Origin of the sequence: Cryobacterium adonitolivorans (genome assembly GCF_004402695.1) — a bacterium.
In the GTDB taxonomy this organism is placed as follows: Bacteria; Actinomycetota; Actinomycetes; order Actinomycetales; family Microbacteriaceae; genus Cryobacterium; species Cryobacterium adonitolivorans.
Window position 1 is genome coordinate 253,137 of sequence record NZ_SOFL01000008.1, and the last position, 22,830, is coordinate 275,966.

The following is a 22,830-nucleotide window of genomic DNA, read 5'->3' on the forward strand; positions in this document are numbered from 1 at the left end:
TCAGGCTCCTCTCGTACCGAACCAGGCCACCCCGTCGGCGGCGAGGCCGCTGAACGAGAGGGCGGGCCGGGCGTTCGCCCAGTCCCAGCTGGTGAAGACCACGGCGTCGAGCTCGGTACCGGACGCAGCGCCCCCGACGGTGTCGGTGCCGCCGACCACGAGCCGCACGAGTTCGGTTCTGCCGTCGAAGAGTCGCTCGGGCGCATCCGCGGTGTCCGGCCCGGTGGGGACCAGCACCGTGGGCGCCATGGTGACGGTGACGGTGTCGGCGTTCACCAGCGCGCTCGATTCCGGGGCCAGGCGCACCGCGCGCCAGGGGCCGGCCAGGCTCACCGGTACGGCCAGACGCTCAGGGTCGGCGCCGGCGAACGGCTGCGGCGAGACGACGGGCCAGCCGGCCTCTGTGAAGAAGGTGCGTCGCAGCTGCACGACGTGCTGGGTGGGGTCATCGGCGAACCGCACGTGGTGCACCATGAAGTACTCGTCGGCAATCGAGCCGGCAAGGCCCGGTTCGATCAGGATCGAGTTGTGCCCAGGGGCGAGCCAGCCGGTGTCATCGCCGAACCGGTGGCTGCCGAGCACCTTGGTGCCGATCAGTGCCGCAGCGCACGGTTCAAGAGCGCTGTCGAGGTCGGTCATCGAGTGGCCGAGCACGTCGGTGTACGGGCCGGTGATCTCCTCGGCCACGGCCACGCGCACGTTGTAGCTGTCGAAGAGCGAGTCGTAGGAGCAGAACAGCAGGTAGCGGTCCTCTTCGCGGCGGTAGACGATGAAGGCGCCTTCGATCGCCCGGTCCACCGACACCGGACGGCGGGCGATGAGGGTGCCGAGATCCCCCGGAGTTTGTGGCCCGCCGGTCTCAGGGTTCAGCGGCAGCGTGTAGATGCCGGAGAAGAACGACCCGTAGGTCAGCCACGGGATACCGGACCGGTCGACCGTGACGGCCGCGTCAATCGCGTTCTGGCTGTCGGTCCCGGCCCGGGTGGCCACGACGATGCCGCGGTCCTCCCACGGCCCGGCCAGTCGGCTCGCCACGGCCAGGCCGATTGCCGACGTGCTCGAACCGAAGGTGGACGCCGAGTAGTACATGTGCCACTGCACAGCACCGGTGTCGCCGTCGTCGTCCGCGGCGCCGGGAGCCGGCCAACGCACGACCTCCGGGGCCCAGAGTCCGGGCGCCTGGCTCCACTCGAAAGCGGCGCCGGGCACGCCGTCCAGAGCGGTGCCCGCGAAGGTCCAGCGCACGAGGTCGTCGGACCGGCGCACGTGCACGCCGGCCTGCACCGAGCCGGCGCCGGCGGCGGCATCCGTGGAGAACATGTACCAGGTGCCGTCGGTGTCGCGCACGACGGTGGGGTCGTGGGCGTTGCGGGAGCCCCAGGCGGCCGGGTCGCCGGCGGGCGCCGGGGCCAGGCTGCGCAACGCCTCGCCGGGCAGCGTTTCGCCGGGCAGGGTCTGATTGAGAACGGTCATGGTCAGCCCTTCCCGCCGGTGAGGGCGACGGATTCGATGATCTGGCGCTGGAAGATGATGAACACGATCAGCACCGGCAGTAGCGCAATGAAGGACGCCGCCATAATCAGCGGGTAGTCGGTCTGGCTGGCGTACTGGGCGTTGAAGCTCGCGATCACGAGCTGCAGGGTCTGCTTCTCCGGCGTGTTCAGGTAGATGATCGGGGCCAGGTAGTCGTTCCACACGGCCATGAACCACAGGATGAACTGGGCGGCCATGGCGGGGCGGATGGCCGGGAAGATCAGCCGGGTGAAGATCTGCAGGTAGGAGGCGCCGTCGAGTTTGGCCGCCTCGATGATGGAGTCCGGCACGTTCTCGAGGTATTGCTTGAGGAAGAAGATCATGATGATGTTGCCGAAAAGTCCGGGCACGATCAGCGGCAGCAGGGTGTCGACCCAGCCGATCTCGGCGAAGACCATGAACTGCGGGATCATGATGGTCGGGAACGGGATCATCAGTCCGGCCAACAGCATGAGGAACGCGGCGTTCTTGAACGGCATCCGCATTTTCGCGAAGGCGAACGCGGCGACCGAGGAGGTCAGTGAGCCGATCACGGTGACGGTGCCGGCCACAATCAGGCTGTTCCGGATGCCGCTGAGCAGCGGCCCTGCCGACCAGACCCTGACGTAGTTCTCCCACATCACCGGGTCGGGGATCCACTGCGGCGGCAGCGCGAAGATGGCGTCGTGGGTCTTCAGCGAGGTGGAGAAGGTCCAGAGCAACGGGCCGAGCATCACGATCGCGCCGAGCGAGAGGATCACCGTGACAAGCACGTTGCCGATGGTGTACCTGGTGGAACGCGACACACCGGAGGGCGTGCTGCGGCGGCCGGAGCGCAGCGGGGTGCGGCCGGGCAGCCCGGCCTGCGGGTCGAGCAGCGGAGCGGCGGCGGCGACCGGGCCGGGAAGGGACGTTGATGTACTCATGGCGGCCTCAGTCGATCGAGAACTGGTTGCGGCGGTTGAGCCGGAATTGGATGACGGTGATCACGAAGATGATCAGTCCGAGCACGATCGACATCGCCGACGCGTACCCCATGTGCAGGTTGTTGAAGGCCTGGCGCCAGATGTACCAGACGATGGACGCCGAGCTGAACTCCGGGCCACCGAGCGGGGTCATGATGTTGATCTCGATGAAGATCTGCGATCCACCGATGATGCTCGTCACGACGAGGAAGAAGGTGACCGGGCGCACCATGGGCAGGGTGATGTTGCGGAACTGCTGCCAGGTGCCGGCGCCATCGAGCGACGCGGCTTCGTAGAGGTAGCGCGGCACCGATTGCAGCGCGGCCAGGTAGAGCAGCATGGAGTAGCCCAGGCCCTTCCAGGTGGCCATGATGATCAGGGCGGGCTTGACGGTGTCCTTGTCGGCCAGCCAGTTCGGACCCTGGATGCCGAAGATGTCCAGAACCTGGTTGACCAGGCCGAAGTCACCGTTGTACGCCCACTGCCAGAGGATGGCGATCGCGGCGATCGAGGAGATCACCGGGACGTAGTAAACGGTGCGGAAAAACGTGGTGCCGCGCATCTTGCGGTTGAGCCCGAGGGCCAGCGCCATCGAGAGCACGAGGCCGATCGGGATGCCGATCATCATGTAGAAGGTGTTCCACATGGCCTTGAGGAAGTAAGGGTCGTTCCACATCTTGATGTAGTTGTCGATGCCGTTGAACTTCGGAGCGGCCAGGCCGTTCCAGCTCGTGAACGAGGCGTAGACGGAGTAGAGCAGCGGGTAGAGCGTGAAAAGCAGGAAGCCGATCAGGGGGATCGCGATGAACGCGAGGGCAACCTGGTGCTCGCGCCGATGCAGTCGTGAGCGGCGCGGCTTGGAGCGAAGAACTGTGGTGGACATCAGCGATCTTCCTTGACTTGATTCCGTGGGCAGGGGCCGGCCGGAGCCGGGGGCGGATCCGCGGCCACGCGTCGTGCGCGGCCGCGGCATCCGGGGCGGTTGTTAGCCGATACCGGCCTGGGCGTTGGCGTCGTCCAGGAAGGCCTGCATCTTGGGCTGCGCCTCCTTGAGGTAGTCCGCGGCGGTCTGCTTGCCGTCGAGCACCGGCTGGATGTTGGTGAACAGCTCGTCGTACCACTCGGCGTTGTAGGTGTTGTTCGCGGGCAGCGCCCGACCGTAGCCGTTGACGATGTCCAGGAACTCCTGCTTGTTGGCCGGCTTGGAGGTCGAGTCGGCCACCCAGGTGTCGGCCATGTCCTTGAGGTTCGGGATCTGCACACCGGCGTCGACCAGGGTCTGCTGCGCCGTCACGTCGGCCGACAGGTATTCGACGAGCTTGGCGGACAGCTCAGGGTCCTCGGTGGTGCTGCCGACGGCGATGCCGAGCGAGCCGACCCAGGTGGCGGACTCCCCGGTCTTGCCGGCCGGGTAGGGAATCAGGTCCCAGTCGAAGTCGAGCTCGGCGTACGTGGAGACATCCCACGGGCCCACCGGGAAGAACGCGATCTGGCCGCTCATCCAACGCTGGTAGGTGTCGAGGGTCTGCGCCTGCGCGGTAGAGGGGGTGACGCCCTCGACGTTGGACAGGTCGGCGAACCACTGCAGTGCCTCAGCGAACTCCGGGGTGTCGACGGTGACCTTGGTGCGGTCCTCGTTGAGGAAGTCGGCACCGTTGGACCAGGCGAACGACTGCAGGCTCCACTGCACGTTGAGGCCGGTGCCCCACTGGTCCAGCTCGCCGTCGCCGTTGAGGTCCTTGGTGAGCTGCTTGGAGATGTCCACGAATTCTTCGAGGGTCAGGGGCACGTCCACGTCGGGCAGCGGGATGCCGGCGGCCTCGAACATACTCTTGTTGTAGCCGAAGGAGAACGGTCCGACGTCCTTGGGGAGCGCGTAGATGGCACCCTCGCCGACCAGGCTGCCGTCGAAGCGGTAGCTGTCCACGCCGTATTCCCAGATGTTGTCGAGGTCAAGGGTGTCCGAGCCTTCGACGTACTCGGTGATGTCGAGGACGACGCCGTTGTTCACATAGGCCTGGATGTCGCCCTGGGCGATGTAGAACACATCGGGGATCTGCTTGCCGGCGATGGCCGCCTTGAGCTTGGTCGAGTAGTCATCGGCGGTGGTGCTGATGATCTTGACCTTGACGTCGTTGGCTTCTTCGAATGCCTTGATGGCCGTCGTGTACGCGGCCTTCTCGTCTTCGCCGCCGCGGAACATGAATGTGAGCTGCTTCTCACCGGTGTCTGCTGCTCCTGCCGAGCATCCGCTGAGCAAGAGGCCGGTCGTAGCGATCATTGCTACGGAAGCGGCGATAAGACGTGACTTCTTCATCACGTAGTTCCTTCCCGATTGGCTGTGCTGTGAGTGTGATGCCACGGCCCGACGGGACGGACATCCATTGTCCAAAACGTTTTACAACGTTGTAACAGTATGTCAGGCTCGAAGCAATCGCAACGAATTCCAGGAAAAAATTCCAACGTTGCAATAGACGTTACCGTCCCGTTGCCCGCTGTAGCCGGGCCGCCCACCGAACCGGAGCCTCTCGATGTCCCTCGAATTCAACGCTGACCTGACCACGAACCACGACGCCAGCCCACGCGACGACCGTCCCCCGATGGGCTGGAACTCCTGGGATTGTTACGGCACCACCGTCACAGAGGCCGAGGTGCTGGCCAATGCCGAGTTCATGGCGGACCACCTGCTGCACTTCGGCTGGGACACCATCGTGGTCGACATCGCCTGGTACGACCCAGCCGCCCGCGCCGGCGGCTACAACGAAAAGCCCGGCATCGACATGGATGCCTGGGGCCGCCAGCTGCCGGCAACCAACCGGTTCCCGTCGGCGGCGGACGGCGGCGGCTTTGCTCCGCTCGCGGACAGGGTGCACGCTCTCGGCCTGCGCTTCGGGCTGCACATCATGCGCGGGATCCCACGCACCGCGGTCGAGCGGGCCCTGCCCGTCTTCGAGCTTCCCGGGGTGACCGCCGCCGACATCGCCGATCCGGCCTCGTCCTGCAGCTGGAATCCCGACAATGTGGGTCTGAACCACGCTCACCCCGGCGCGCAGGCCTACTACGACGCCCAGGTGGCCCAGTTCGCTGCCTGGGGTGTGGACTTCATCAAGGCCGACGACATGCTCGCGCCGTACCACTCGCGTGAAATTGAGGCCTACGCCCTGGCCATCGCCCGCTCGGGGCGACCGATCACCCTCAGCCTCTCCCCCGGCACCGATCTCTCCCTCGCCCACCGCGACCACCTCGCCGGCCATGCCGTCCTGTGGCGCGTGTCCGACGACCTCTGGGACCGGTGGGAGGACATCATGGGCCAGTTCGGCCGGCTCGCCCGCTGGGCTCCGCACCAGCGACCCGGCGCCTGGGCCGGCTCCGACATGCTGCCGCTGGGACGCATCGGCATCCGGGCCGAACGCGGCGAAGACCGGATGAGCCGGCTCACGCCGGACGAACAACGCACCATGCTCACGTTGTGGTGCGTGGCCCGGTCCCCGTTGATGTTCGGCGGCGACCTGCCGTCCACCCCGCCGGAGACCCTGGCCCTGCTCACCAATCCGGCGGTGCTGCGCATGCACCGCGACTCGCACGGCCAGCGCGAGCTCTGGCGGGATGACGACACCGTGGTGTGGAGTTCGGTGGCCGGGGCCGAAGTCGATGAGCCCGCTGCGCTCCACGTTGCCGTGTTCAACACCGGGAACACCGCCAGAGACATCCACCTGCCGCTGTCGGCGCTGGGCGCACCGGACCGGGCGGCCACTGCCACCGACCTGTGGGACGGCGGTCAGGTCACGGTGGCGGACGGCGGCCTCACCCTGCGCGTGCCGGCCCACGGCTGCCGCCTCATGCAGTTCAGCCCGCCGTCGACTCCCGGTCGATGACGGTGTAGTCGGCCAGGTACACCTCGGGCAACGGCGGGGTCACACCCTCCTCGATGCGCTGCACGAGCAGGCGCACTGCAGTGTCGGCGATCTCGTCGCGGCCGGGGTCGATGGTCGACAGGGTCGGAAGCGAGTACTTGGTCTCGTCGAGGGCGTCGAAGCCGATGAACATCACGTCCTCCGGTACCCGCAGACCGGCCACCTGGGCCACCCGCATGGCGCCGAGCGCCAGGGTGTCGTTGAGCCCGAAGACCGCGTCGAAACTCACCCCGGTGTCGATCAGCGCGCGCATCGCCTCGGCGCCGTCCACCCGGTGCCACCGGCCCACGTTGCAGATCAGGGCGGGGTCGAACGGGATGCCGGCCTCGGCGAGGGCCTCGCGGTAGCCCTGCACGCGCAGCACGGCGGAGCCCACTACCTCGCCCTCGTGCGCGCCGATGATGGCGATGCGGCGGCGGCCCCGGCTGATCAGGTGCAGGGTCGCGGCCTTCGAGGCCTCCACGTTGTGCATGGTGACGTGGTCCACGGGTCCGCCGAAGACCCGCTCGCCGAGCAGCACCATCGGGTAGCCCACGTTGAGCAGGGCGGCATCCTCGGTGCTCAGGCCCAGCGGGCTGAAGATGAGGCCGTCGGTGAGCTGCAGCCGCGGACTCGAGAGCATGGCGATCTCGCGGTCGCGGTCGCCGCCGCCGGTCTGCTCCAGCAGCACGACGAGGTGGCGGCGCTCTGCGGCCTGGATGATCGCGTCTGCCAGCTCGGCGAAATAACTGAGGCTGAGCTCCGGCAGGGCCAGGCCGATCACGCCGGTGCGCCCGGAGCGCAGGCTGCGCGCCGAGATGTTGGGCTTGTAGCCGAGCTCGTCGATGGCCGCGCGCACCCGTTCCCTGGTCGCGGGCCGGATGTGCTGGAAGTCGTGGACGACGTTGGAGACGGTCTTGATCGACACCCCGGCGAGCGCCGCCACATCGCGCAGTGTTGCTGCCATTTCGCTCCCCGTCGGTCGTTGCCGCGAACAGTCCGCGCGCCCGGTCGCGGTCGCGGTTCCGGGCGGCCACCGCCTGGTTCTCGGTGCGTCGATCTGCTCGCTTCCGAACTTACCCGGTTGATTACAACGTTGCAGCCGTCTGGCGGTCGTGGTGGGCCCCAATCGGGTGGCGCGGCAGGGCATCCAGCCCTGCACACCCGCCTCGCCCTCCACCGGAACACCTGGGAACCGCGTGACTAGGCTGGACGGGTGAATGCCAACGCCTCCGCACCCGTCGACCCCGAATCCACAGCCGCCCTCACCAAGCGCGGCCTGAGGCTGGCAGTGCTCGACGCCACCGACGAGGCGGGCCTCAAGCGCTGGCTGCTGGCGGATGCCCGCGGCTTCCATGAGATCACGCCCACGGAGGGCACCCTCGAGGTGCAGGTCGAGGACATCGCCACCGACAGGGTCACCGGCGTCTGGGATGCCTCACAGGCCGACCCGGAGACCCCGGTCGCCACGGTGCGGTCCTGGGAAATGGGCCTGACCGTGCCCGGCGGCACCACCCTGGGCACCTGGGCCATCAGCTCGGTCACCGTCTCGCCCACCCACCGCCGCCAGGGCATCGCCCGCGCCATGCTCACCTCGGAGCTCCGAACCGCCGTGCGACTCGGCCTGCCGATCGCCATGCTCACGGTCTCGGAGGCCACCATCTACGGCCGGTATGGTTTCGGCCCATCGGCTCGGCAGTCCTCCTACCTCGTCGACACCCAACGGGCCCACTGGACCGGCCCCACCCCGGCCGGCCGGGTGCAGTTCGTCAGCCCGGAATCGCTCCTCGCAGACGGGCCCGCCGTCTTCGAACGCACCCGCGACCGCTCCCCCGGCGAGGTCGACCGCCGCGAGATCTGGTGGAAGCGCGCCCTCGGCCTGCTGCCCAACGAACCCGACGCGCACAAGCGGGGCATCCGTGCGGTGCGCTACGACGACGCCGACGGCACCATCGCCGGCTTCGCCCTCTACGAGATCGCACTGCAGAACGTGAGCCAGCCCGGCCAGCTCAAGCTTGTCGACCTCGTCGCGGCGACCGACGACGCCTACGCCGCGCTCTGGCGGTTCGTGATCGAAATGGACATGGTCAACGAGATCAACGCGGGCCTCCGCAGCGTCTCCGAGCCCGTGGCCTGGCAGGTCTCCGACCACCGTGCCGTGCGCAAGACCAGCGAACGCGACCACCTCTGGCTGCGCATCCTCGACGTTCCGGTGGCGCTCGGCGCCCGCAGCTACGCGGCACCGGGCGACTACCTGCTCGACGTCACCGATGACCTCGGCTTCGCCCAGGGCCGGTTTCTACTCACCGTGGCCGCCGACGGGTCGGGGAAGGCACATCCGCTCACCGGCGCGGCCCCGGCCGGCGCCGTGGAGGTCGCCCTCTCGGCGGCCGACCTGGCGTCGCTGTACCTCGGCGGCACGAGCGCCGTCGACCTCACCCGCGCCGGCCGCATCGCTGAGAAGTCCCCGGATGCCGCTCTCCGGCTGGACACGGCGCTGCGCTCTGCCTACGCCCCGCACCTGAGCACCTGGTTCTAGCCGGCGCTCGTTTCCGGTCCCCCCCGGTCTGGTCGTAGGCTCGTCCTGGGCGCCCAGCCAGGGCGATCCTCCCAGCTAGCTCACAGCACCCGACAACCGGTCTCAAAGCCGGGTCGATATCGTCGAGGTGAGAACCAGTCCCGACGAAACGGCACAGATAGCTCATGAACGCGACAACCCCCGGCCAGGCACTCCCCCCGAAAAAGGATCGCCGTGAGGTGGCCCGCGAAACCGCCCGTATCCAGCGGGAGGAACAGAAGAAGCGCGAGGCACGCAACCGCTGGTTCCTGCGCGGCGGCATCGGACTGGCCCTGGTGGCCGTCGCCGCCATCGTCGCCGTCCTGATCGTGGGCAGCGTGAAGCCGCCCTCGCCCGGGCCGCTCAACATGGCCAGTGACGGCATCCTGATGCAGGGCGACGGCACCACCATCGGCGCCGTGCCGACCGAGGCCACCGCGGCCGACGCCGAGCCCGTGCCCACCGACGTGAGCGAGCTCACCAGCACCGTGAACATCGCGGTCTACCTGGACTACCTGTGCCCGTACTGCGGCCAGTTCGAGACCACGAACGGCGACCAGCTCTCCAGCTGGCTCACCGCGGGAAACATCACCCTCGAGACGCACCCGATCTCGATCCTCGACCAGTCCTCGAGCGGCAGCAAGTACTCCACCCGGTCGGCCAACGCCGCCGCCTGTGTGGCCAACTACCAGCCGGACACCTTCCTCGACGTGAACAGTGCCCTGTTCGCCAACCAGCCCACCGAGGGAACGACCGGCCTCACCAACGCCGAGCTCGTCAGCCTCGTCGAAGAGGCCGGCGTCACCGACGAATCCGTGGCCACCTGCATCACCGACCAGGAGTTCGGCGACTGGGTCGGCGACGCCAGCGCCCGCGCGCTGGACAACCCGCTGCCCAACACCGACATCGGCCCCCTCACCGGCACCCCGACGGTCCTCGTTCAGGGCGTCAAGTACGAAGGCGACCTCGGCGACGCCGCGGCGTTCGAGACCTTCGTCATGGAGCAGGCCACCGCGACGACCGACACCAGCGGCACCGAAACCGGCGAGTAGTCCTCGCGCTCGGCTACTGTGGCCGGTGCGGACAATTGCGACCGGCATACCGGGCGCAGAAGTCCGCATCGGCCACATTTGTCAGCGAATCTAAGCGGATGGGCGCGTGGTGCACCCCGAAGGAGACGGCATGGTGCACGAAGCCCCCACCGACCAGCACTCGGCCAGGCCGCGGGTCTACGGCGCCACCGTCGATGCGCACACCCGCTGCGTGCACTACGCCGGGCCCACCGACATCGTCGCGATCAAGTTTCGCTGCTGCGACAGGTTCTACCCGTGCTTCCAGTGCCACGCCGACACGGAGTCGCACCCGGCCGCACAGTGGGCACCGACCGAGTGGGCCGAGCTGGCCATCCTCTGCGGTGCCTGCGGGCAGACCCTCACGATCGAGGCGTACCGGTCCGTGTCCGCCTGCCCGGCCTGCGGGTCGGCGTTCAACGACGGATGCCGCGTGCACGCCCACCTGTACTTTCAGGTTCCGCCGACACCCTGACTCCCCCGATGGGACCGCACGCCCGGGGATTCCTCTTAGGCGACGACCGGCGCGATCAGGAACACGCCCATTGGTCCTCGTGCTCGAGGGTGAACCCGTGCCGCTCCCAGGTGTGGGCGGCGTCGAACGCCGTCAGCAGCCGCTGGCGGACTCGCGTCGCGGCCCAGCGGCCCAGACGCTCCAGGCCCGGTCGCAGAACCCCGGCCCGGAGCTCCGCCATCCAGTCGGCGTCTGAGACGGCGTCGGGCCGGAGTGACCATTCTGGGCTTGTGCGTTCTGGGTGACCAGTGCCCGGCGGGAGCCGAACCGGCTGGGCTACATCGGCCCCGCGTGCTCGGTCAGCCAGCCGAACGGGTCGATGGCGGTCACCCCGTCGAGGTGCAGTTCCAGGTGCAGGTGCGGCCCGGTGCTCTGGCCCGTGCTGCCGACGTTGCCGATTACCTGGCCGGCCGTGACCGACTGGCCCACGCTCACGGCGGCGGAGCCGGCGCGCATGTGCGCGTAGGTGCTGGTGACATTCTGGCCGTCCACGACGTGGTCGATCATGACGTGCACGCCCAGGCCGCCGTCGTCGAACGCGGTGACCGAGCTCACGACGCCGTCGGCGATGGAGCCGATCGGAGTACCCTCGCCCGGGTTCATGTCGAGACCGTCGTGGAAGGTCGAGCAACCGGCGCAGGGCGCCGAGCGGGGTCCGTAGCCGTCGGAGATGCGGATGGAGCCGGGGAACGGCCAGCGCACGCTCGCCCCGGTGGGAGCGGCGGCGACAGCGGCGGGCGCGGCCGCGGCGGCGGGAGCGACGACCACGGGGGGCGGCGGTGCTACCTCTTCGGCCGCGAACGTGTCCACCTGCACGGCGACCGGGGCCTGCGCGGACACGGTGACGCTCTGTTCGGGCGCGGCGGCAGGCTGGAACCTGCTGGCGACGGATGCGTTCGCCGCGCTGGCCGCGGCACCGTCGGCGTCGACGTAGGCGGCCTGCGCGGGCAGCGCACCGGCGGCCGTGAGCAGGGCCACGAAGGTCATGGCGGTGACCGCGGTGGCCTGTCGGCGGCGGGAGGGCGGCGCGATGAATCCGCTACGCCTGCGCATGAGCCTCCCCAGCCGAACTGTGGGCAAGGGTGCGCGCTGTGTAAATGGGCATGACAAAGCTTTCTGGTCGGAGCGGGAGCAGGACGCGGATCCGCCAGACTTCGAGAGGTCACTCGCCGGCGACGACCCGTGTCACGAAACAGGGCCGGCCGGATAGGGCGTGGAGCGGACGGGAACCGAGATAGTGGCACCGCCGAATGGGAATCCAACACCGCGGCGACGACGTCGGCTCCGGGCGCAAGTAAGTGACGTTACATCACGTTTCTGGGTAATCCGTGTGCATGCATGCATGTGCAGGCATCCGCGCGGCCTACGAAACGAGCGCTCGGTCGGTCCGGCCGAACCGGCTGCTCAGACGGTGACGACCGAACGGGCCAGGGCGTCCAGGGCGCCAGGCACGAGTCGGTAGTAGGCCCAGGTGCCGCGCTTGTCTCGAGAAAGAATTCCGGCATCCACCAGCACTTTGAGATGGTGAGAAACCGTGGGCTGGCTGAGCCCGAGGGGTTCGGTGAGGTCGCAGACGCAGGCCTCGGCGTCGTCATGTGCGGCAACCATCGAGATCAGCCGCAGGCGGGCCGGATCGGCGATGGCCTTGAGGGTTTTGGCGAGCTTTTCCGCGCCGTCCGCGGCGAGGGTCTCCCGGGCGGGCGGTGCGCAGCAGTCGGCTGCCGCGGGGGCCTGCACGACTTCGACGTTCACCATTCCCCCATTCTGACACGCGAATTGACATCGGACGATGCTGTCGCCACACTCAATATCGACGTTCATCTATTTCTCAGCCGTGACCGATGGAGCTCCATGACATCCGCCGACCAGCCCGCTCCTGCCGCCACGCAACTCGGCACCACCGATCGGCTGCTGCCGGTCTGGATTCTGCTCGCGATGGCACTCGGACTATTGCTTGCCGTCTTCACGCCCGGCGTGGGCGACCTGCTGCACGCCTTCTCGATCGGCTCGGTCAGTGTGCCGATCGCTGTGGGCCTGCTCGTGATGATGTATCCGGTCCTGGCCAAGGTGCGCTACTCGGATGCCCGCGCCGTCGCCGGCGACCGGCGCCTGCTTGTGTCCTCACTGGTGCTGAACTGGCTCGTGGGCCCGGCGCTGATGTTCGCGCTGGCCTGGGCGTTCCTGCCCGACCTGCCCGAATACCGCACCGGCCTGATCATCGTGGGCCTGGCCAGGTGCATCGCCATGGTGCTAATCTGGAACGACCTGGCCTGCGGCGACCGGGAGGCCGCGGCGTTCCTCGTGGCGATCAACTCGGTGTTTCAGGTGATCGCGTTCGCCGCTCTCGGCTGGTTCTACCTGCAGGTGCTGCCGGCCTGGCTCGGCCTAGCCACGACGAGCGCCGATTTCTCCATCTGGGCAATCACCGCCAGTGTTCTGGTCTTCCTCGGCATCCCGCTGCTGGCCGGCTACCTCTCCCGCCGCATCGGCGAGGCCACCCGTGGCCGCGCCTGGTACGAGAGCCGGTTCCTGCCGCGGGTGGGCCCGTTCGCCCTCTACGGCCTGCTTTTCACGATCGTGCTGCTCTTTGCCCTGCAGGGCCGGCAGGTCATCGACCGGCCGCTGGACGTTGTGCGCATCGCGCTGCCGCTGCTGGTCTACTTCGCACTGATGTTCGCTGCGGGCTTTGTCGCCGGCCGGCTGGTCGGGCTGCCGTACGCCCGCACGGCCACGCTGGCGTTCACGGCCGCTGGCAACAACTTCGAGCTGGCCATCGCCGTGGCCATCGGCACCTTCGGTGCCACCAGCGGGCAGGCCCTGGCCGGCATCGTTGGCCCGCTCATTGAGGTGCCTGCCCTCATCGCCCTGGTCTACGTGTCGCTGTGGCTGCGCCCACGGCTGTTCGGCCACGAGCCGGCGCCCCGCCAGGTGGAACTCAGCGAAGTGGAGCCAACTCCCGTCTGACCCGTGAGTTGCCCCGCTGCGGACGAGTTGCCCGACTGCGCCGGGGCAGCTCGTCCACACAGGAGCAACTCGCGGGCGTCGCGGAGGGCGCTAGATCAGCTGCGCCGCGCGCAGGTCGGCCTTCAGCCGCGGGGTCAGCGGGTCGGCGAGATCGTCGTACTCGCGGTGCCCACGAAGGTAAGCCGCCGTGAACGGGCACAGCGCCACGACCCGCAGCCCGCGCGCCCGCACATCGGCGAGCGCGGCGGCCACCAGCGTCGACGCCAGCCCCTTGCCCGACTGATTCATGCTGATCTCGGTGTGCACGAACACCCGCTGGTCACCGTGGTCGGCGTAGACGGTGTTGCCCACCCGCACCCCGTCGAGCAGCAGCACGTAGCGACGCTCATCCTCGACGAGTTCGACAGTGCGCTGCTCGCCAGCGCCGGGCTGGCTATCGCCGTGCGTGGGAATGCTCATCACCCCAGTCTGCCCACCGCCACGACTGATGCAACCCCCTCCCGGCGCTACTCGGTGATCGGCACCGCGCCGGCCGCCGCGCCGGCATCCGCGCCGGCCTGGGCGACACTGCGCCGCGCACGCCGGTACGTCGACCGCTTCGGCTGCTCCTTGAGCTGGCGGCGCACGTCGTCGAGGATCTCGGTGACGGTCATCAGGTCGGCGTGGCTGAGCCTGTCGAAGAGCATTTCTCGCACCAGGTCGACGTAGCCGGGGATGCCCTCCCTCAACAGGTCGAGGCCGGCCGGCGTGATGTGGGCGATGACCGATCTGTCGTCGTCGGGAGCCGGCTGCCGCAGGACCAGGTCTTTCCGCTCCAGCTGGCCCACCTGGTAGGTGAGGCCGCTGCGGGAGACCGTGAGCGAATCGGCAATGTCGGTCATGCGCCGACCCTCGGTGCCGGCTTCGCCGATGCGCAGGAGGATCTCGAACTGCGCGAGGGTGAGGCCCACCGAGTCGCGCAGGTTGCGGTCGGCCGCGTACTGCACGATGTTCGACGTCTCGAACAGGGCTGCCCAGGCACGCATCTCATCGGCCGAAATGGATGGTTCGGGAATTCCCATGGGCGGTCCTCCGTTATGGTGAGAATCAATTGTTTCAAATACGAAGCACTTTGCGGCTCGGTGTCGAACGCTGAGTCCAGTGTGCTCCGCGCTACCCGAAAGAAGACAATCATGGCCAACGCCATTTACACCGCATCCGCCACCTCCTGGGGCGGCCGCACCGGCAAGGTCGTCACCAGCGACAACAAGCTCGACCTCGACCTGTCCATTCCCAGGGACATGGGCGGCGACGACGGGCCCGGCACCAACCCCGAGCAGCTCTTCGCCAGCGGATGGGCAGCGTGCTTCCATAACGCCCTCAAGGCCACCGCACGCCAGACCAAGGTCGACGTTTCGGAGTCCGCCGTCACGCTCACCGTCAACCTGGTCGGCGGCATGGCTGCCGGTCTCGACTTCGAGGTCACCATCGAAGCCCAGATCCCCGGCGCCGACCCGGCCACCGCCCAGGCCGCGATGGAGGCCGCGCACGCGGTCTGCCCGTACTCCCGCGCCACCCGCGGCAACATCAAAGTGTTGTTGAGCGTGGTCACCGACGAGGACTAGCCGCCAGCGTGCTTCTGCGTCCCGTGCGGGCAATTGCGTCCGGCGCACCGGCACCAATTGTCCGCACGGGCAACAGTCACGCGGTCGGTGGGGCCTGACCCCAGACGTCGGCCAGCTCCGCCGGCAAGGTCCGCAGCGCGTCCCAGCGCTCGGGCACCACCAGGCTCGGCAGCACGAACGACCACATCTCCACGATCCGCTGCATCAGGTCTGCCCGGCCGGTGAGCACGCCGGAGACCACCTGCACACCCGTGAACGCCGGACTGATGAACCGGGCGGCGGCGGCGACATCCACGTCCGCGCGCACGTCACCGTCGAGGATCGCGCGCCGCAGCAGCAGGGCGCAGGCCGCGATCCAGTCCTCGTAGGGCGTCACGACGGGCACCGAGAGGTTGCTCGACTCCATCGTCAGGCGGATGCCGGCCCGCGACACCGGATCGTCGCGCACCTGCTTGCCCAGCTCGAACGCCATCCGCAGCAGCACGTGCAGGCCGGGCTGTTCGCTGTGCAGCAGCTCGTCGCCGAGCCCGATCGCCCGCTCGTGCTGGGCGTCAATGACCGCCAGGGCCAGCGCCTCCTTCGACGCGAAGTGGAAGTACAGCGCCCCCTTGGTGAGTCCGGCCGCGACACAGATGTCCGCCATCGAGGCGCCGCCGTAGCCCACGGCGCCGAAGACATCGGCGGCGGCGCGAATGATCACCGCCCGGGTTTCCACGGCGCGTGCCTGCTGGGCCATGACGCTCCTCGAGTCGAAACGGGCGCCTCGCGGCGCAACACCGAGACCAATTTCGACATCGCCTCACAAAGAATCATACCGTTTGGTATGCTTTCCTCAGGCCGGGCGAGCATTCCGGGGGGAACCTGTTTTCCCGGCCGACGACGACCGCACCACCCGCCCCGCGCCGCCGCCGGGCACCATCTGCCGGGATCGAGGGGAAACCGACGAATGAACAGCACTGGAATATTCAGCAGCACCTGGCACGGACCACTCAGCCAGGCAGACGTCCTGGACGGCGGCGCGATCGACGGCGCCGCGCTGGGCGGGCTGATCGGCCTGACACTCATCGTCCTGGCCGGCCTGGGGGCACTCGTGCTCATCGTGGCCGCCCTCGCGCAGGTCGCCCGGGCCGTTCACCTCAGCGAACCGGCGCGTACGCGCTGGGTGCTAACGGTGGTCTTCGCACCGCTGTTCGGCGCGCTCGCTTGGTTCGCGGTGGGCAACCGGCTGCGGGTCGACTGACCCTCACTCGGGAGCCCGGCCGACCGCCCATCGCGGTCAGGACCGTGGCCGCACCACGAGCACCGGGCAGTCCGCATGCCGCACGCACTGCTCGCTGACCGAGCCGAGCAGCATCCCGGCCAGTCCGCCGCGCCCCCGGGAGCCGACCACGAGCATCCGGGACCCCCGTGACACCTCGATGAGAGTCTTCGCCGGACCGCCCAACGCCACCCGATACTCCACTGTGAGCCCCTGATGCTCGGCGACGACCGACCGGGTGTCGTTCATCAGGCGATCCCGCACGGCCCCCGCGTAGTCGGAGTACGACGACACGTAGCCGAATTCCCAGTTCGCCGGGCGCGGAGCCGTGTCGATGGTCCAGGCCCGCACGATGGTCACCGGCACCGCTAGGCCGGCGGCCAGATCGAGGGCCACGGTCAGGGCCTGATTGGCGTCCGCCGATCCGTCATGCCCGACGACGATGCCCGTGCGCGGACCCGGCTCCTGCGCCGGCTGCGCGGCCGCCTCGGCGTGCACCGCCGCCGCATCGCCCGCATCGGCCTCCGGGTCCTTGCCTGTGCCCGTGCCAGCATCCATGGTGACCTCCTGCCGCGGAAGGCGGATCGTCCGACTCCGACGGTTCTGTTCCATTCAACCGTCCCCGGCCTGCCGCCGGAAGAGCACGAGGCATCCCGGCGCGGAATTCGACCCGGCCGCGCAACCGGTTCGCCGTGCCGGCGCGCAGGTCTCGCAGCCCCTCTCCCACCCGGCGTCCGAACGCCTTCGCTAGTCTCGGGGGATGAGCTTCTTCGAGCGCCACCGTCTGCCCGCGCTCGCGACTGCCGCTGTTCTCGTCGTCGTCCTGGCCGGGGCGGCCCTCGTCGGCGCCGCCGTGCGCACCGAACCCGCCACGGCGGCCCCCACGACGCCCACCGCCACGAACGAGATCGACCTGGCCGGCTTCGAGCCGGGCCGCATCATCAGCGACTACACCTTCTTCAACGCCGACGCGATGACCGAGCAGCAGGTGCAGTCGTTCCTGCTGTCCCGCAGCTGCATCCGCAGCGACAGCTCGCCCTGCCTCTGGGAGTACCGCGAGAGCACCGTCGACCAGCCCGCCGCCGGTGCGGGCCACTGCGCCGCCTATCGCGGCGCCGAGAACGAACACGCGAGCACCATCCTCAGCAAAGTCGCCGAGGCCTGCGGCATCAGCCCCCGCGTTCTGCTGGTGCTGCTACAGAAGGAGCAGTCCCTGCTCAGCCGGCCCACCGAGTCCGGCTACCTGCGCGCGACCGGCTACGGCTGCCCCGACACGGCGGACTGTGAGACCGAGTACTTCGGTTTCTTCAATCAGGTCTACAACGCGGCCTGGCAGTTCCGGCAGTACACCCAGGAGCCCGACCGCACCTACATGATCGGCGACACCGAGGTGGGCTACAACCCCGACGCCGCGTGCGGCGCCAGCACCGTCGACATCCAGAACCAGGCCACCGCCAACCTGTACAACTACACGCCGTACCAGCCCAACGAGGCGGCCCTCGCCGACCCCGACAGTGACGGCGACGGATGCTCCACCCACGGCAACCTCAACTTCTGGCTGTTCTACACGGCCTGGTTCGGCTCCGGCGACCCCGACCCGTACCCGGATGCCCTCGGCTCCTGCCTCAACTACCGCCTCGGCCAGCCCTGCCGGGTGCCCGAGCTGATCCCGTCGCTCTAACCCCCGCGTCAAGCTCAGGAGGAACCATCGTGGACGTCCCCACCGGCCGCCATCTCGTCTACCAGACCAGCCTCATGAGCGCCCTACTCGACGGCGTCTACGACGGCGACACCACCGTGGCCACCCTGCTCGAGCACGGCGACTTCGGCCTGGGCACCTTCAACGCGCTCGACGGTGAGATGCTGATCCTCGACGGCGTCTGTTACCGGATGCGGGTGGACGGCACGGTGGCGCCCGCCGCGGGCGCCGACCTGAGCCCGTTCGCCGTGGTCACCGAGTTCGTCCCCACGGTGACCATCCCCGTCGCCGGGCCCGCCACCCGCGATCAGGCGGTGGCGCTCATCAACGAACGTCTGCAGAGCGCAAACTACCTCTACGCGGTGCGACTGACCGGCGAGTTCGAGTGGGTGCGGGTGCGGGCGGTGCAGCGGCAGGAGAAGCCGTACCAGCCCATGTCGGAGGCCATCCGGGGCGAGAAGACCCTGGAGTTCGGCAGTTCCACCGGCGTCGTGGCGGGCTTCCGCACCCCGCTCTACGGGCAGGGCATCGGGGTGCCCGGCGGGCATGTGCACTTCATCGACGCTGACCGGCAGCATGGCGGTCACGTGCTCGACTTCGCGCTGCTCTCGGGCACCATCGAGATCTGCATCGGCACCGACCTGCACCTCGAACTGCCGCTCACCGCCGAGTTCAAGTACGCCGACCTCAGTCCAGACAATCTCGCCGACCAGATCGAGCAGACCGAAAACCACCGCTGAGCGCCGCGCGAGGCTCGCCTCGCAGGATCTCGACAGGCTCGATCAGCGGATGGTCGCGCCCGCCTCGCGGGTCGAGCTTGTCGAGATCCCGCAAGCCGACCTCGTGCCGCAACCAAAGGAACCCGTCAGACCTCCGGCGCGTGGCCCGGCCAGAGCGCCGCATCCAGCCCACGTTCGAGCTTGGCGATCGTCTCCATGTCCGGCCAGGCCCGCCCCTCCAGGATGCCGATGAGGGTGGCGTGGTTCATGCCGCAGACCTCCGCGGCACTGCGAATGCTCCGCAACCCGATGGCGCGCCGCAGGTTCGCCGCGAACGCCCGCGCGACCTCCCCGATGGCGTCGCGGGCGGGCCCGTCCGGCCACGCCGCGACCAGCTCGTTCGGTTTCAGGCGCATGGTGCGGGACATCTCCCCAGCGTAGGCCGCTCGGGCAGGTCCGGATCACAACCCTGCGTCTAAGCCGGCGAGCGCCAGCTACTCACCATCGCGCCAGGGCGTTTCTCGCGAACCTGTCTCTGCTCATCCTCGACGAGGCCGCACCGAGCTGTTGGTGCAACCGCACCCGCCGCCGAGGTCGCACCCACGTCCTAGCCCTGCCTCGCGCTCGCCCGACACCCAGCCACCATCCGGGCTAGGTTGCGTAACTCCTGCAGTTTTCAGGCCCGTCCGGGCACCGCCGCCCAATTCCGCGGACATCCGAACCGGCGAGAGGCGAATTGCAGGAGTTGTGCACACACGGCCGGCCGCGCTTAGGTGACCGTGGGTTTGATACCGGAGCACCCGGCGTTTGTGAACGCGGGTGCCCTGGCCTGTGACGGATCGAACGAGCGGACTAGAAGTCCCAGTCGTCGTCTTCGGTGTTGACGGCCTTGCCGATGACGTACGAGGAACCCGACCCGGAGAAGAAGTCGTGGTTCTCGTCGGCGTTCGGTGAGAGCGCCGACAGGATCGCCGGGTTCACGTCGGTGACGCTCTTGGGGAACATGGCCTCGTAGCCGAGGTTCATCAGCGCCTTGTTGGCGTTGTAGTGAAGGAACTTCTTCACATCCTCGGTCAGTCCGACCTCGTCGTAGAGGTCCTGCGTGTACTGCACCTCGTTCTCGTACAGCTCGTACATGAGGTTGAAGGTGTAGTCCTTGATCTCGTCGCGACGCTCCTGCGTGGCGCCCTCGAGACCCTTCTGGAACTTGTAGCCGATGTAGTAGCCGTGCACGGCTTCATCCCGAATGATCAGGCGGATGAGGTCCGCCGTGTTGGTGAGGCGGGCGCGGCTGGAGAAGTACATCGGCAGGTAGAAGCCCGAGTAGAAAAGGAACGACTCGAGCAACACCGAGGCGACCTTGCGCTTGAGCGGGTCGTCGCCCTGGTAGTAGTCCATCACGATGGACGCCTTCTTCTGCAGGTTGACGTTCTCCGTCGACCAACGGAACGCCTCGTCGATCTCCTTCGTGGACGCGAGTGTCGAGAAGATCGAGGAGTAGCTCTTCGCGTGCACCGATTCCATGAACGCGATGTTCGTGTAGACGGCTTCTTCGTGCGGGGTGATCGCATCGGGGATCAGCGAGACGGCGCCGACGGTGCCCTGGATGGTGTCGAGCAGGGTGAGCCCGGTGAACACTCGCATGGTGAGCTGCTGCTCCACCGGCGTGAGCTGGTTCCAGGACTGCACGTCGTTGGAGAGCGGGATCTTCTCTGGCAGCCAGAAGTTGTTGACGAGGCGGTTCCAGACCTCGACGTCTTTCTCGTCTTCGATCTTGTTCCAGTTGATCGCGTCAACGTGTGAGACGAGCTTGAGCTTGTCAATCATTTCTTAGTCCTCTTGTGGTGGTGCACCGTTGGTCGAGCCTGTCGAGACCTCGAGATCACGAGATCTGCTTTCGTGGTCTCGACAAGCTCGACCAACGACTTATTTTCGCTATGAAATCAAAGCGCGCAGCTGACGCAGCCCTCAACCTCGGTCCCCTCGAGGGCCATCTGGCGCAGGCGGATGTAGTAGATGGTCTTGATGCCCTTCTTCCACGCGTAGATCTGCGCGCGGTTGATGTCACGGGTCGTGGCGGTGTCCTTGAAGAACAGCGTCAGCGAGAGGCCCTGGTCCACGTGCTGGGTGGCAGCGGCGTAGGTGTCGATGACCTTCTCGTAGCCGATTTCGTAGGCATCCTGGTAGAACTCGGTGTTGTCGTTCGTCATGAACGGCGCCGGGTAGTACACCCGGCCGAGCTTGCCTTCCTTGCGGATCTCGATCTTCGAGGCGATCGGGTGGATCGACGCGGTCGAGTTGTTGATGTACGAGATCGACCCCGTCGGCGGCACGGCTTGCAGGTTCTGGTTGTAGATACCGTGCGCCATGACAGATGCCTTGAGCTCGGCCCAGTCGGACTGGGTCGGGATCTCAACGGCCGAGTTAGCGAACAGCTCGGCGCCACGCACGGTGCTGGGAGCCCAGACCTGATCGGTGTACTTGTCGAAGAAGGCACCGGAGGCGTAGGTCGAGTCCGCGAAGCCCTCGAAGGCAGTGCCGCGCTCGATGGCGATCTTGTTCGAGGCGCGCAGGGCGTGGAAGAGCACCGTGTAGAAGTAGACGTTGGTGAAGTCGATGCCTTCTTCGCTGCCGTAGTACACCCGCTCACGGGCGAGGTAGCCGTGCAGGTTCATCTGGCCCAGGCCGATGGCGTGAGACTTGTCGTTGCCGCTCTCGATCGAACGCACCGACGCGATGTGGCTCTGGTCGGAGACCGCGCTGAGTCCGCGGATCGCGGTGTCGACGACCCGGCCGAAGTCGGGCGCATCCATGGCCAGCGCGATGTTCATCGAGCCGAGGTTGCAGGAGATGTCCTTGCCGATGGTGTCGTAGGAGAGGTCCTCGTTGTACGTGGTCGGGGTGTTGACCTGGAGGATCTCCGAGCACAGGTTCGACATGTTGATGCGGCCCTTGATCGGGTTCGCCTCGTTCACGGTGTCTTCGAACATGATGTACGGGTAGCCGGACTCGAACTGGATCTCGGCGAGGGTCTGGAAGAAGTCGCGGGCCTTCATCTTGGACTTCTTGATGCGCGAGTCGTCGACCATTTCGTGGTACTTCTCGGACACCGAGATGTCCGCGAAGGGCACACCGTAGACGCGCTCGACGTCGTATGGGGAGAACAGATACATGTCCTCGTTGTTCTTGGCCAGCTCGAAGGTGATGTCGGGGATGACCACTCCGAGGGAGAGGGTCTTGATGCGGATCTTCTCGTCGGCGTTCTCCCGCTTGGTGTCGAGGAAGCGCATGATGTCGGGGTGGTGAGCGTGCAGGTACACCGCGCCGGCGCCCTGGCGGGCACCAAGCTGGTTGGCGTAGCTGAAGGAGTCTTCGAGCAGCTTCATCACGGGGATGATGCCGCTGGACTGGTTCTCGATCTGCTTGATCGGCGCGCCGGACTCACGGATGTTGGAGAGCAGCAGGGCTACGCCGCCGCCGCGCTTGGACAGCTGCAGCGAGGAGTTGATGCCGCGGGAGATGGACTCCATGTTGTCTTCGATGCGCAGCAGGAAGCAGGAGACGAGCTCGCCGCGCTGCGCCTTGCCGGAGTTCAGGAAGGTGGGGGTCGCGGGCTGGAATCGGCCGGCGATGATCTCCTCCACGAGGGCGATCGCGAGCTGCTCGTCGCCCTGGGCGAGGCCGAGGGCGGTCATCACGACACGGTCCTCGAATCGCTCGAGGTAACGCTTACCGTCGAAGGTCTTCAGCGTGTACGAGGTGTAGTACTTGAACGCACCGAGGAAGGTCTGGAAGCGGAACTTCTTCGAGTACGCCAGCTCGTTGAGACTGGTGATGAACTCGAAGGTGTACAGGTCGAGCACGGCCTGTTCGTAGTACTCCTTCTCGACCAGGTAGTCGAGGCGTTCGCGCAGCGAGTGGAAGAACACCGTGTTCTGGTTCACGTGCTGCAGGAAGAACTCCCGGGCAGCTTCGCGGTCCTTGTCGAACTGGATCTCCCCGTTCGGTCCGTACAGGTTGAGCATGGCGTTCAGGGAGTGATAGTCCATGTCCAGGCCTGACGGCGGGCTGATCG

General features: G+C 67.5%; 24 protein-coding genes. 9 read left to right on the plus strand and 15 right to left on the minus strand.

All coding sequences use genetic code 11. The annotated features are described in order from the left end of the window. The 4 genes from E3O42_RS03540 to E3O42_RS03555 all read right to left on the minus strand — a co-directional run bounded on the left by E3O42_RS03540 (position 1) and on the right by E3O42_RS03555 (position 4,794). On the minus strand, positions 1-1,473 hold the full coding sequence (locus E3O42_RS03540) for an arabinan endo-1,5-alpha-L-arabinosidase (RefSeq protein ID WP_134452530.1): 1,473 nt from the start codon (positions 1,471-1,473) through the stop codon (positions 1-3). 2 nt (positions 1,474-1,475) lie between these two features. Next, positions 1,476-2,438 (minus strand): carbohydrate ABC transporter permease, encoded by a 963-nt coding sequence (locus tag E3O42_RS03545; protein ID WP_134452531.1) that lies wholly within the window; start codon positions 2,436-2,438, stop codon positions 1,476-1,478. A gap of 7 nt (positions 2,439-2,445) precedes the next feature. Next, positions 2,446-3,360: a carbohydrate ABC transporter permease gene (locus tag E3O42_RS03550; protein ID WP_134452532.1), complete on the minus strand. Its 915-nt coding sequence runs from the start codon at positions 3,358-3,360 to the stop codon at positions 2,446-2,448. A 102-nt stretch (positions 3,361-3,462) separates the two neighbouring features. Then, on the minus strand, positions 3,463-4,794 hold the full coding sequence (locus tag E3O42_RS03555; RefSeq protein WP_134452533.1) for an ABC transporter substrate-binding protein: 1,332 nt from the start codon (positions 4,792-4,794) through the stop codon (positions 3,463-3,465). 214 nt (positions 4,795-5,008) lie between these two features. On the opposite strand from E3O42_RS03555, the gene E3O42_RS03560 reads away from it, so the two are divergent. Continuing rightward, positions 5,009-6,352, plus strand: coding sequence for a glycoside hydrolase family 27 protein (locus E3O42_RS03560; RefSeq protein WP_241984604.1), 1,344 nt, complete (start codon positions 5,009-5,011; stop codon positions 6,350-6,352). Here E3O42_RS03560 and E3O42_RS03565 read toward each other — a convergent pair. Beyond that, positions 6,324-7,337, minus strand: a complete 1,014-nt coding sequence (locus tag E3O42_RS03565; protein ID WP_134452534.1) for a LacI family DNA-binding transcriptional regulator — start codon at positions 7,335-7,337, stop codon at positions 6,324-6,326. The two genes, E3O42_RS03560 and E3O42_RS03565, sit on opposite strands and share 29 nt — an antisense overlap. 249 nt (positions 7,338-7,586) lie before the next feature. Here E3O42_RS03565 and E3O42_RS03570 point away from each other — a divergent pair, with 249 nt between their 5' ends. From E3O42_RS03570 to E3O42_RS03580, 3 genes are all read left to right on the plus strand, one after another. Then, positions 7,587-8,909 carry a GNAT family N-acetyltransferase gene (locus E3O42_RS03570; protein ID WP_134452535.1) on the plus strand — a complete coding sequence of 441 codons (1,323 nt, stop codon included), beginning with the start codon at positions 7,587-7,589 and terminating at the stop codon, positions 8,907-8,909. A gap of 164 nt (positions 8,910-9,073) precedes the next feature. Beyond that, the gene (locus E3O42_RS03575) at positions 9,074-9,979 is read left to right on the plus strand and encodes a DsbA family protein (protein WP_134452536.1); all 906 of its coding nucleotides are present in this window, start codon (positions 9,074-9,076) and stop codon (positions 9,977-9,979) included. A gap of 130 nt (positions 9,980-10,109) precedes the next feature. Then, positions 10,110-10,472, plus strand: a complete 363-nt coding sequence (locus E3O42_RS03580; protein ID WP_134452537.1) for a CHY zinc finger protein — start codon at positions 10,110-10,112, stop codon at positions 10,470-10,472. A 55-nt stretch (positions 10,473-10,527) separates the two neighbouring features. Here E3O42_RS03580 and E3O42_RS18410 read toward each other — a convergent pair whose 3' ends face one another. From E3O42_RS18410 to E3O42_RS03595, 3 genes are all read right to left on the minus strand, one after another. Continuing rightward, positions 10,528-10,692: a hypothetical protein gene (locus E3O42_RS18410; protein WP_241984605.1), complete on the minus strand. Its 165-nt coding sequence runs from the start codon at positions 10,690-10,692 to the stop codon at positions 10,528-10,530. A gap of 95 nt (positions 10,693-10,787) precedes the next feature. Continuing rightward, a complete protein-coding gene (locus E3O42_RS03590; RefSeq protein ID WP_134452538.1) occupies positions 10,788-11,564 on the minus strand; it encodes a M23 family metallopeptidase in 777 nt (258 codons plus the stop codon). A gap of 351 nt (positions 11,565-11,915) precedes the next feature. Further along, the gene (locus E3O42_RS03595; protein ID WP_134452539.1) at positions 11,916-12,266 is read right to left on the minus strand and encodes an ArsR/SmtB family transcription factor; all 351 of its coding nucleotides are present in this window, start codon (positions 12,264-12,266) and stop codon (positions 11,916-11,918) included. A 96-nt stretch (positions 12,267-12,362) separates the two neighbouring features. Between E3O42_RS03595 and arsB the strand changes: the two genes are divergently transcribed. Beyond that, a complete protein-coding gene (gene arsB, locus E3O42_RS03600; protein WP_134452540.1) occupies positions 12,363-13,475 on the plus strand; it encodes an ACR3 family arsenite efflux transporter in 1,113 nt (370 codons plus the stop codon). A 90-nt stretch (positions 13,476-13,565) separates the two neighbouring features. Here the strand turns inward: arsB and E3O42_RS03605 are convergent, their stop codons facing one another. Beyond that, positions 13,566-13,934: a GNAT family N-acetyltransferase gene (locus E3O42_RS03605; RefSeq protein ID WP_134452541.1), complete on the minus strand. Its 369-nt coding sequence runs from the start codon at positions 13,932-13,934 to the stop codon at positions 13,566-13,568. Positions 13,935-13,981: 47 nt separating this feature from the next. Beyond that, entirely contained in the window at positions 13,982-14,536 is a 555-nt protein-coding gene (locus tag E3O42_RS03610; RefSeq protein WP_134452542.1) for a MarR family winged helix-turn-helix transcriptional regulator, read from the minus strand. A 111-nt stretch (positions 14,537-14,647) separates the two neighbouring features. Between E3O42_RS03610 and E3O42_RS03615 the strand changes: the two genes are divergently transcribed. Then, on the plus strand, positions 14,648-15,079 hold the full coding sequence (locus tag E3O42_RS03615) for an Ohr family peroxiredoxin (RefSeq protein ID WP_174844214.1): 432 nt from the start codon (positions 14,648-14,650) through the stop codon (positions 15,077-15,079). Positions 15,080-15,155: 76 nt separating this feature from the next. Here E3O42_RS03615 and E3O42_RS03620 read toward each other — a convergent pair whose 3' ends face one another. Then, positions 15,156-15,815: a ScbR family autoregulator-binding transcription factor gene (locus E3O42_RS03620; protein WP_134452543.1), complete on the minus strand. Its 660-nt coding sequence runs from the start codon at positions 15,813-15,815 to the stop codon at positions 15,156-15,158. A 210-nt stretch (positions 15,816-16,025) separates the two neighbouring features. Here E3O42_RS03620 and E3O42_RS03625 point away from each other — a divergent pair, with 210 nt between their 5' ends. Further along, positions 16,026-16,319, plus strand: coding sequence for a PLDc N-terminal domain-containing protein (locus E3O42_RS03625; protein WP_166787885.1), 294 nt, complete (start codon positions 16,026-16,028; stop codon positions 16,317-16,319). Between the two features lie 36 nt (positions 16,320-16,355). Here E3O42_RS03625 and E3O42_RS03630 read toward each other — a convergent pair whose 3' ends face one another. Continuing rightward, a complete protein-coding gene (locus E3O42_RS03630) occupies positions 16,356-16,895 on the minus strand; it encodes a universal stress protein (protein WP_134452545.1) in 540 nt (179 codons plus the stop codon). A 202-nt stretch (positions 16,896-17,097) separates the two neighbouring features. On the opposite strand from E3O42_RS03630, the gene E3O42_RS18415 reads away from it, so the two are divergent. Next, positions 17,098-18,018 (plus strand): hypothetical protein, encoded by a 921-nt coding sequence (locus E3O42_RS18415; protein WP_241984606.1) that lies wholly within the window; start codon positions 17,098-17,100, stop codon positions 18,016-18,018. Positions 18,019-18,047: 29 nt separating this feature from the next. Then, on the plus strand, positions 18,048-18,776 hold the full coding sequence (gene budA / locus E3O42_RS03635) for an acetolactate decarboxylase (RefSeq protein ID WP_241984607.1): 729 nt from the start codon (positions 18,048-18,050) through the stop codon (positions 18,774-18,776). Between the two features lie 125 nt (positions 18,777-18,901). Here budA and E3O42_RS03640 read toward each other — a convergent pair whose 3' ends face one another. From E3O42_RS03640 to nrdE, 3 genes are all read right to left on the minus strand, one after another. Then, on the minus strand, positions 18,902-19,183 hold the full coding sequence (locus E3O42_RS03640) for a helix-turn-helix transcriptional regulator (RefSeq protein WP_134452547.1): 282 nt from the start codon (positions 19,181-19,183) through the stop codon (positions 18,902-18,904). A 424-nt stretch (positions 19,184-19,607) separates the two neighbouring features. Next, positions 19,608-20,582 (minus strand): class 1b ribonucleoside-diphosphate reductase subunit beta, encoded by a 975-nt coding sequence (gene nrdF, locus E3O42_RS03645; protein ID WP_134452548.1) that lies wholly within the window; start codon positions 20,580-20,582, stop codon positions 19,608-19,610. 116 nt (positions 20,583-20,698) lie between these two features. Further along, positions 20,699-22,804: a class 1b ribonucleoside-diphosphate reductase subunit alpha gene (gene nrdE / locus E3O42_RS03650; RefSeq protein ID WP_134452589.1), complete on the minus strand. Its 2,106-nt coding sequence runs from the start codon at positions 22,802-22,804 to the stop codon at positions 20,699-20,701. Between the last annotated feature and the right edge of the window lie 26 nt (positions 22,805-22,830).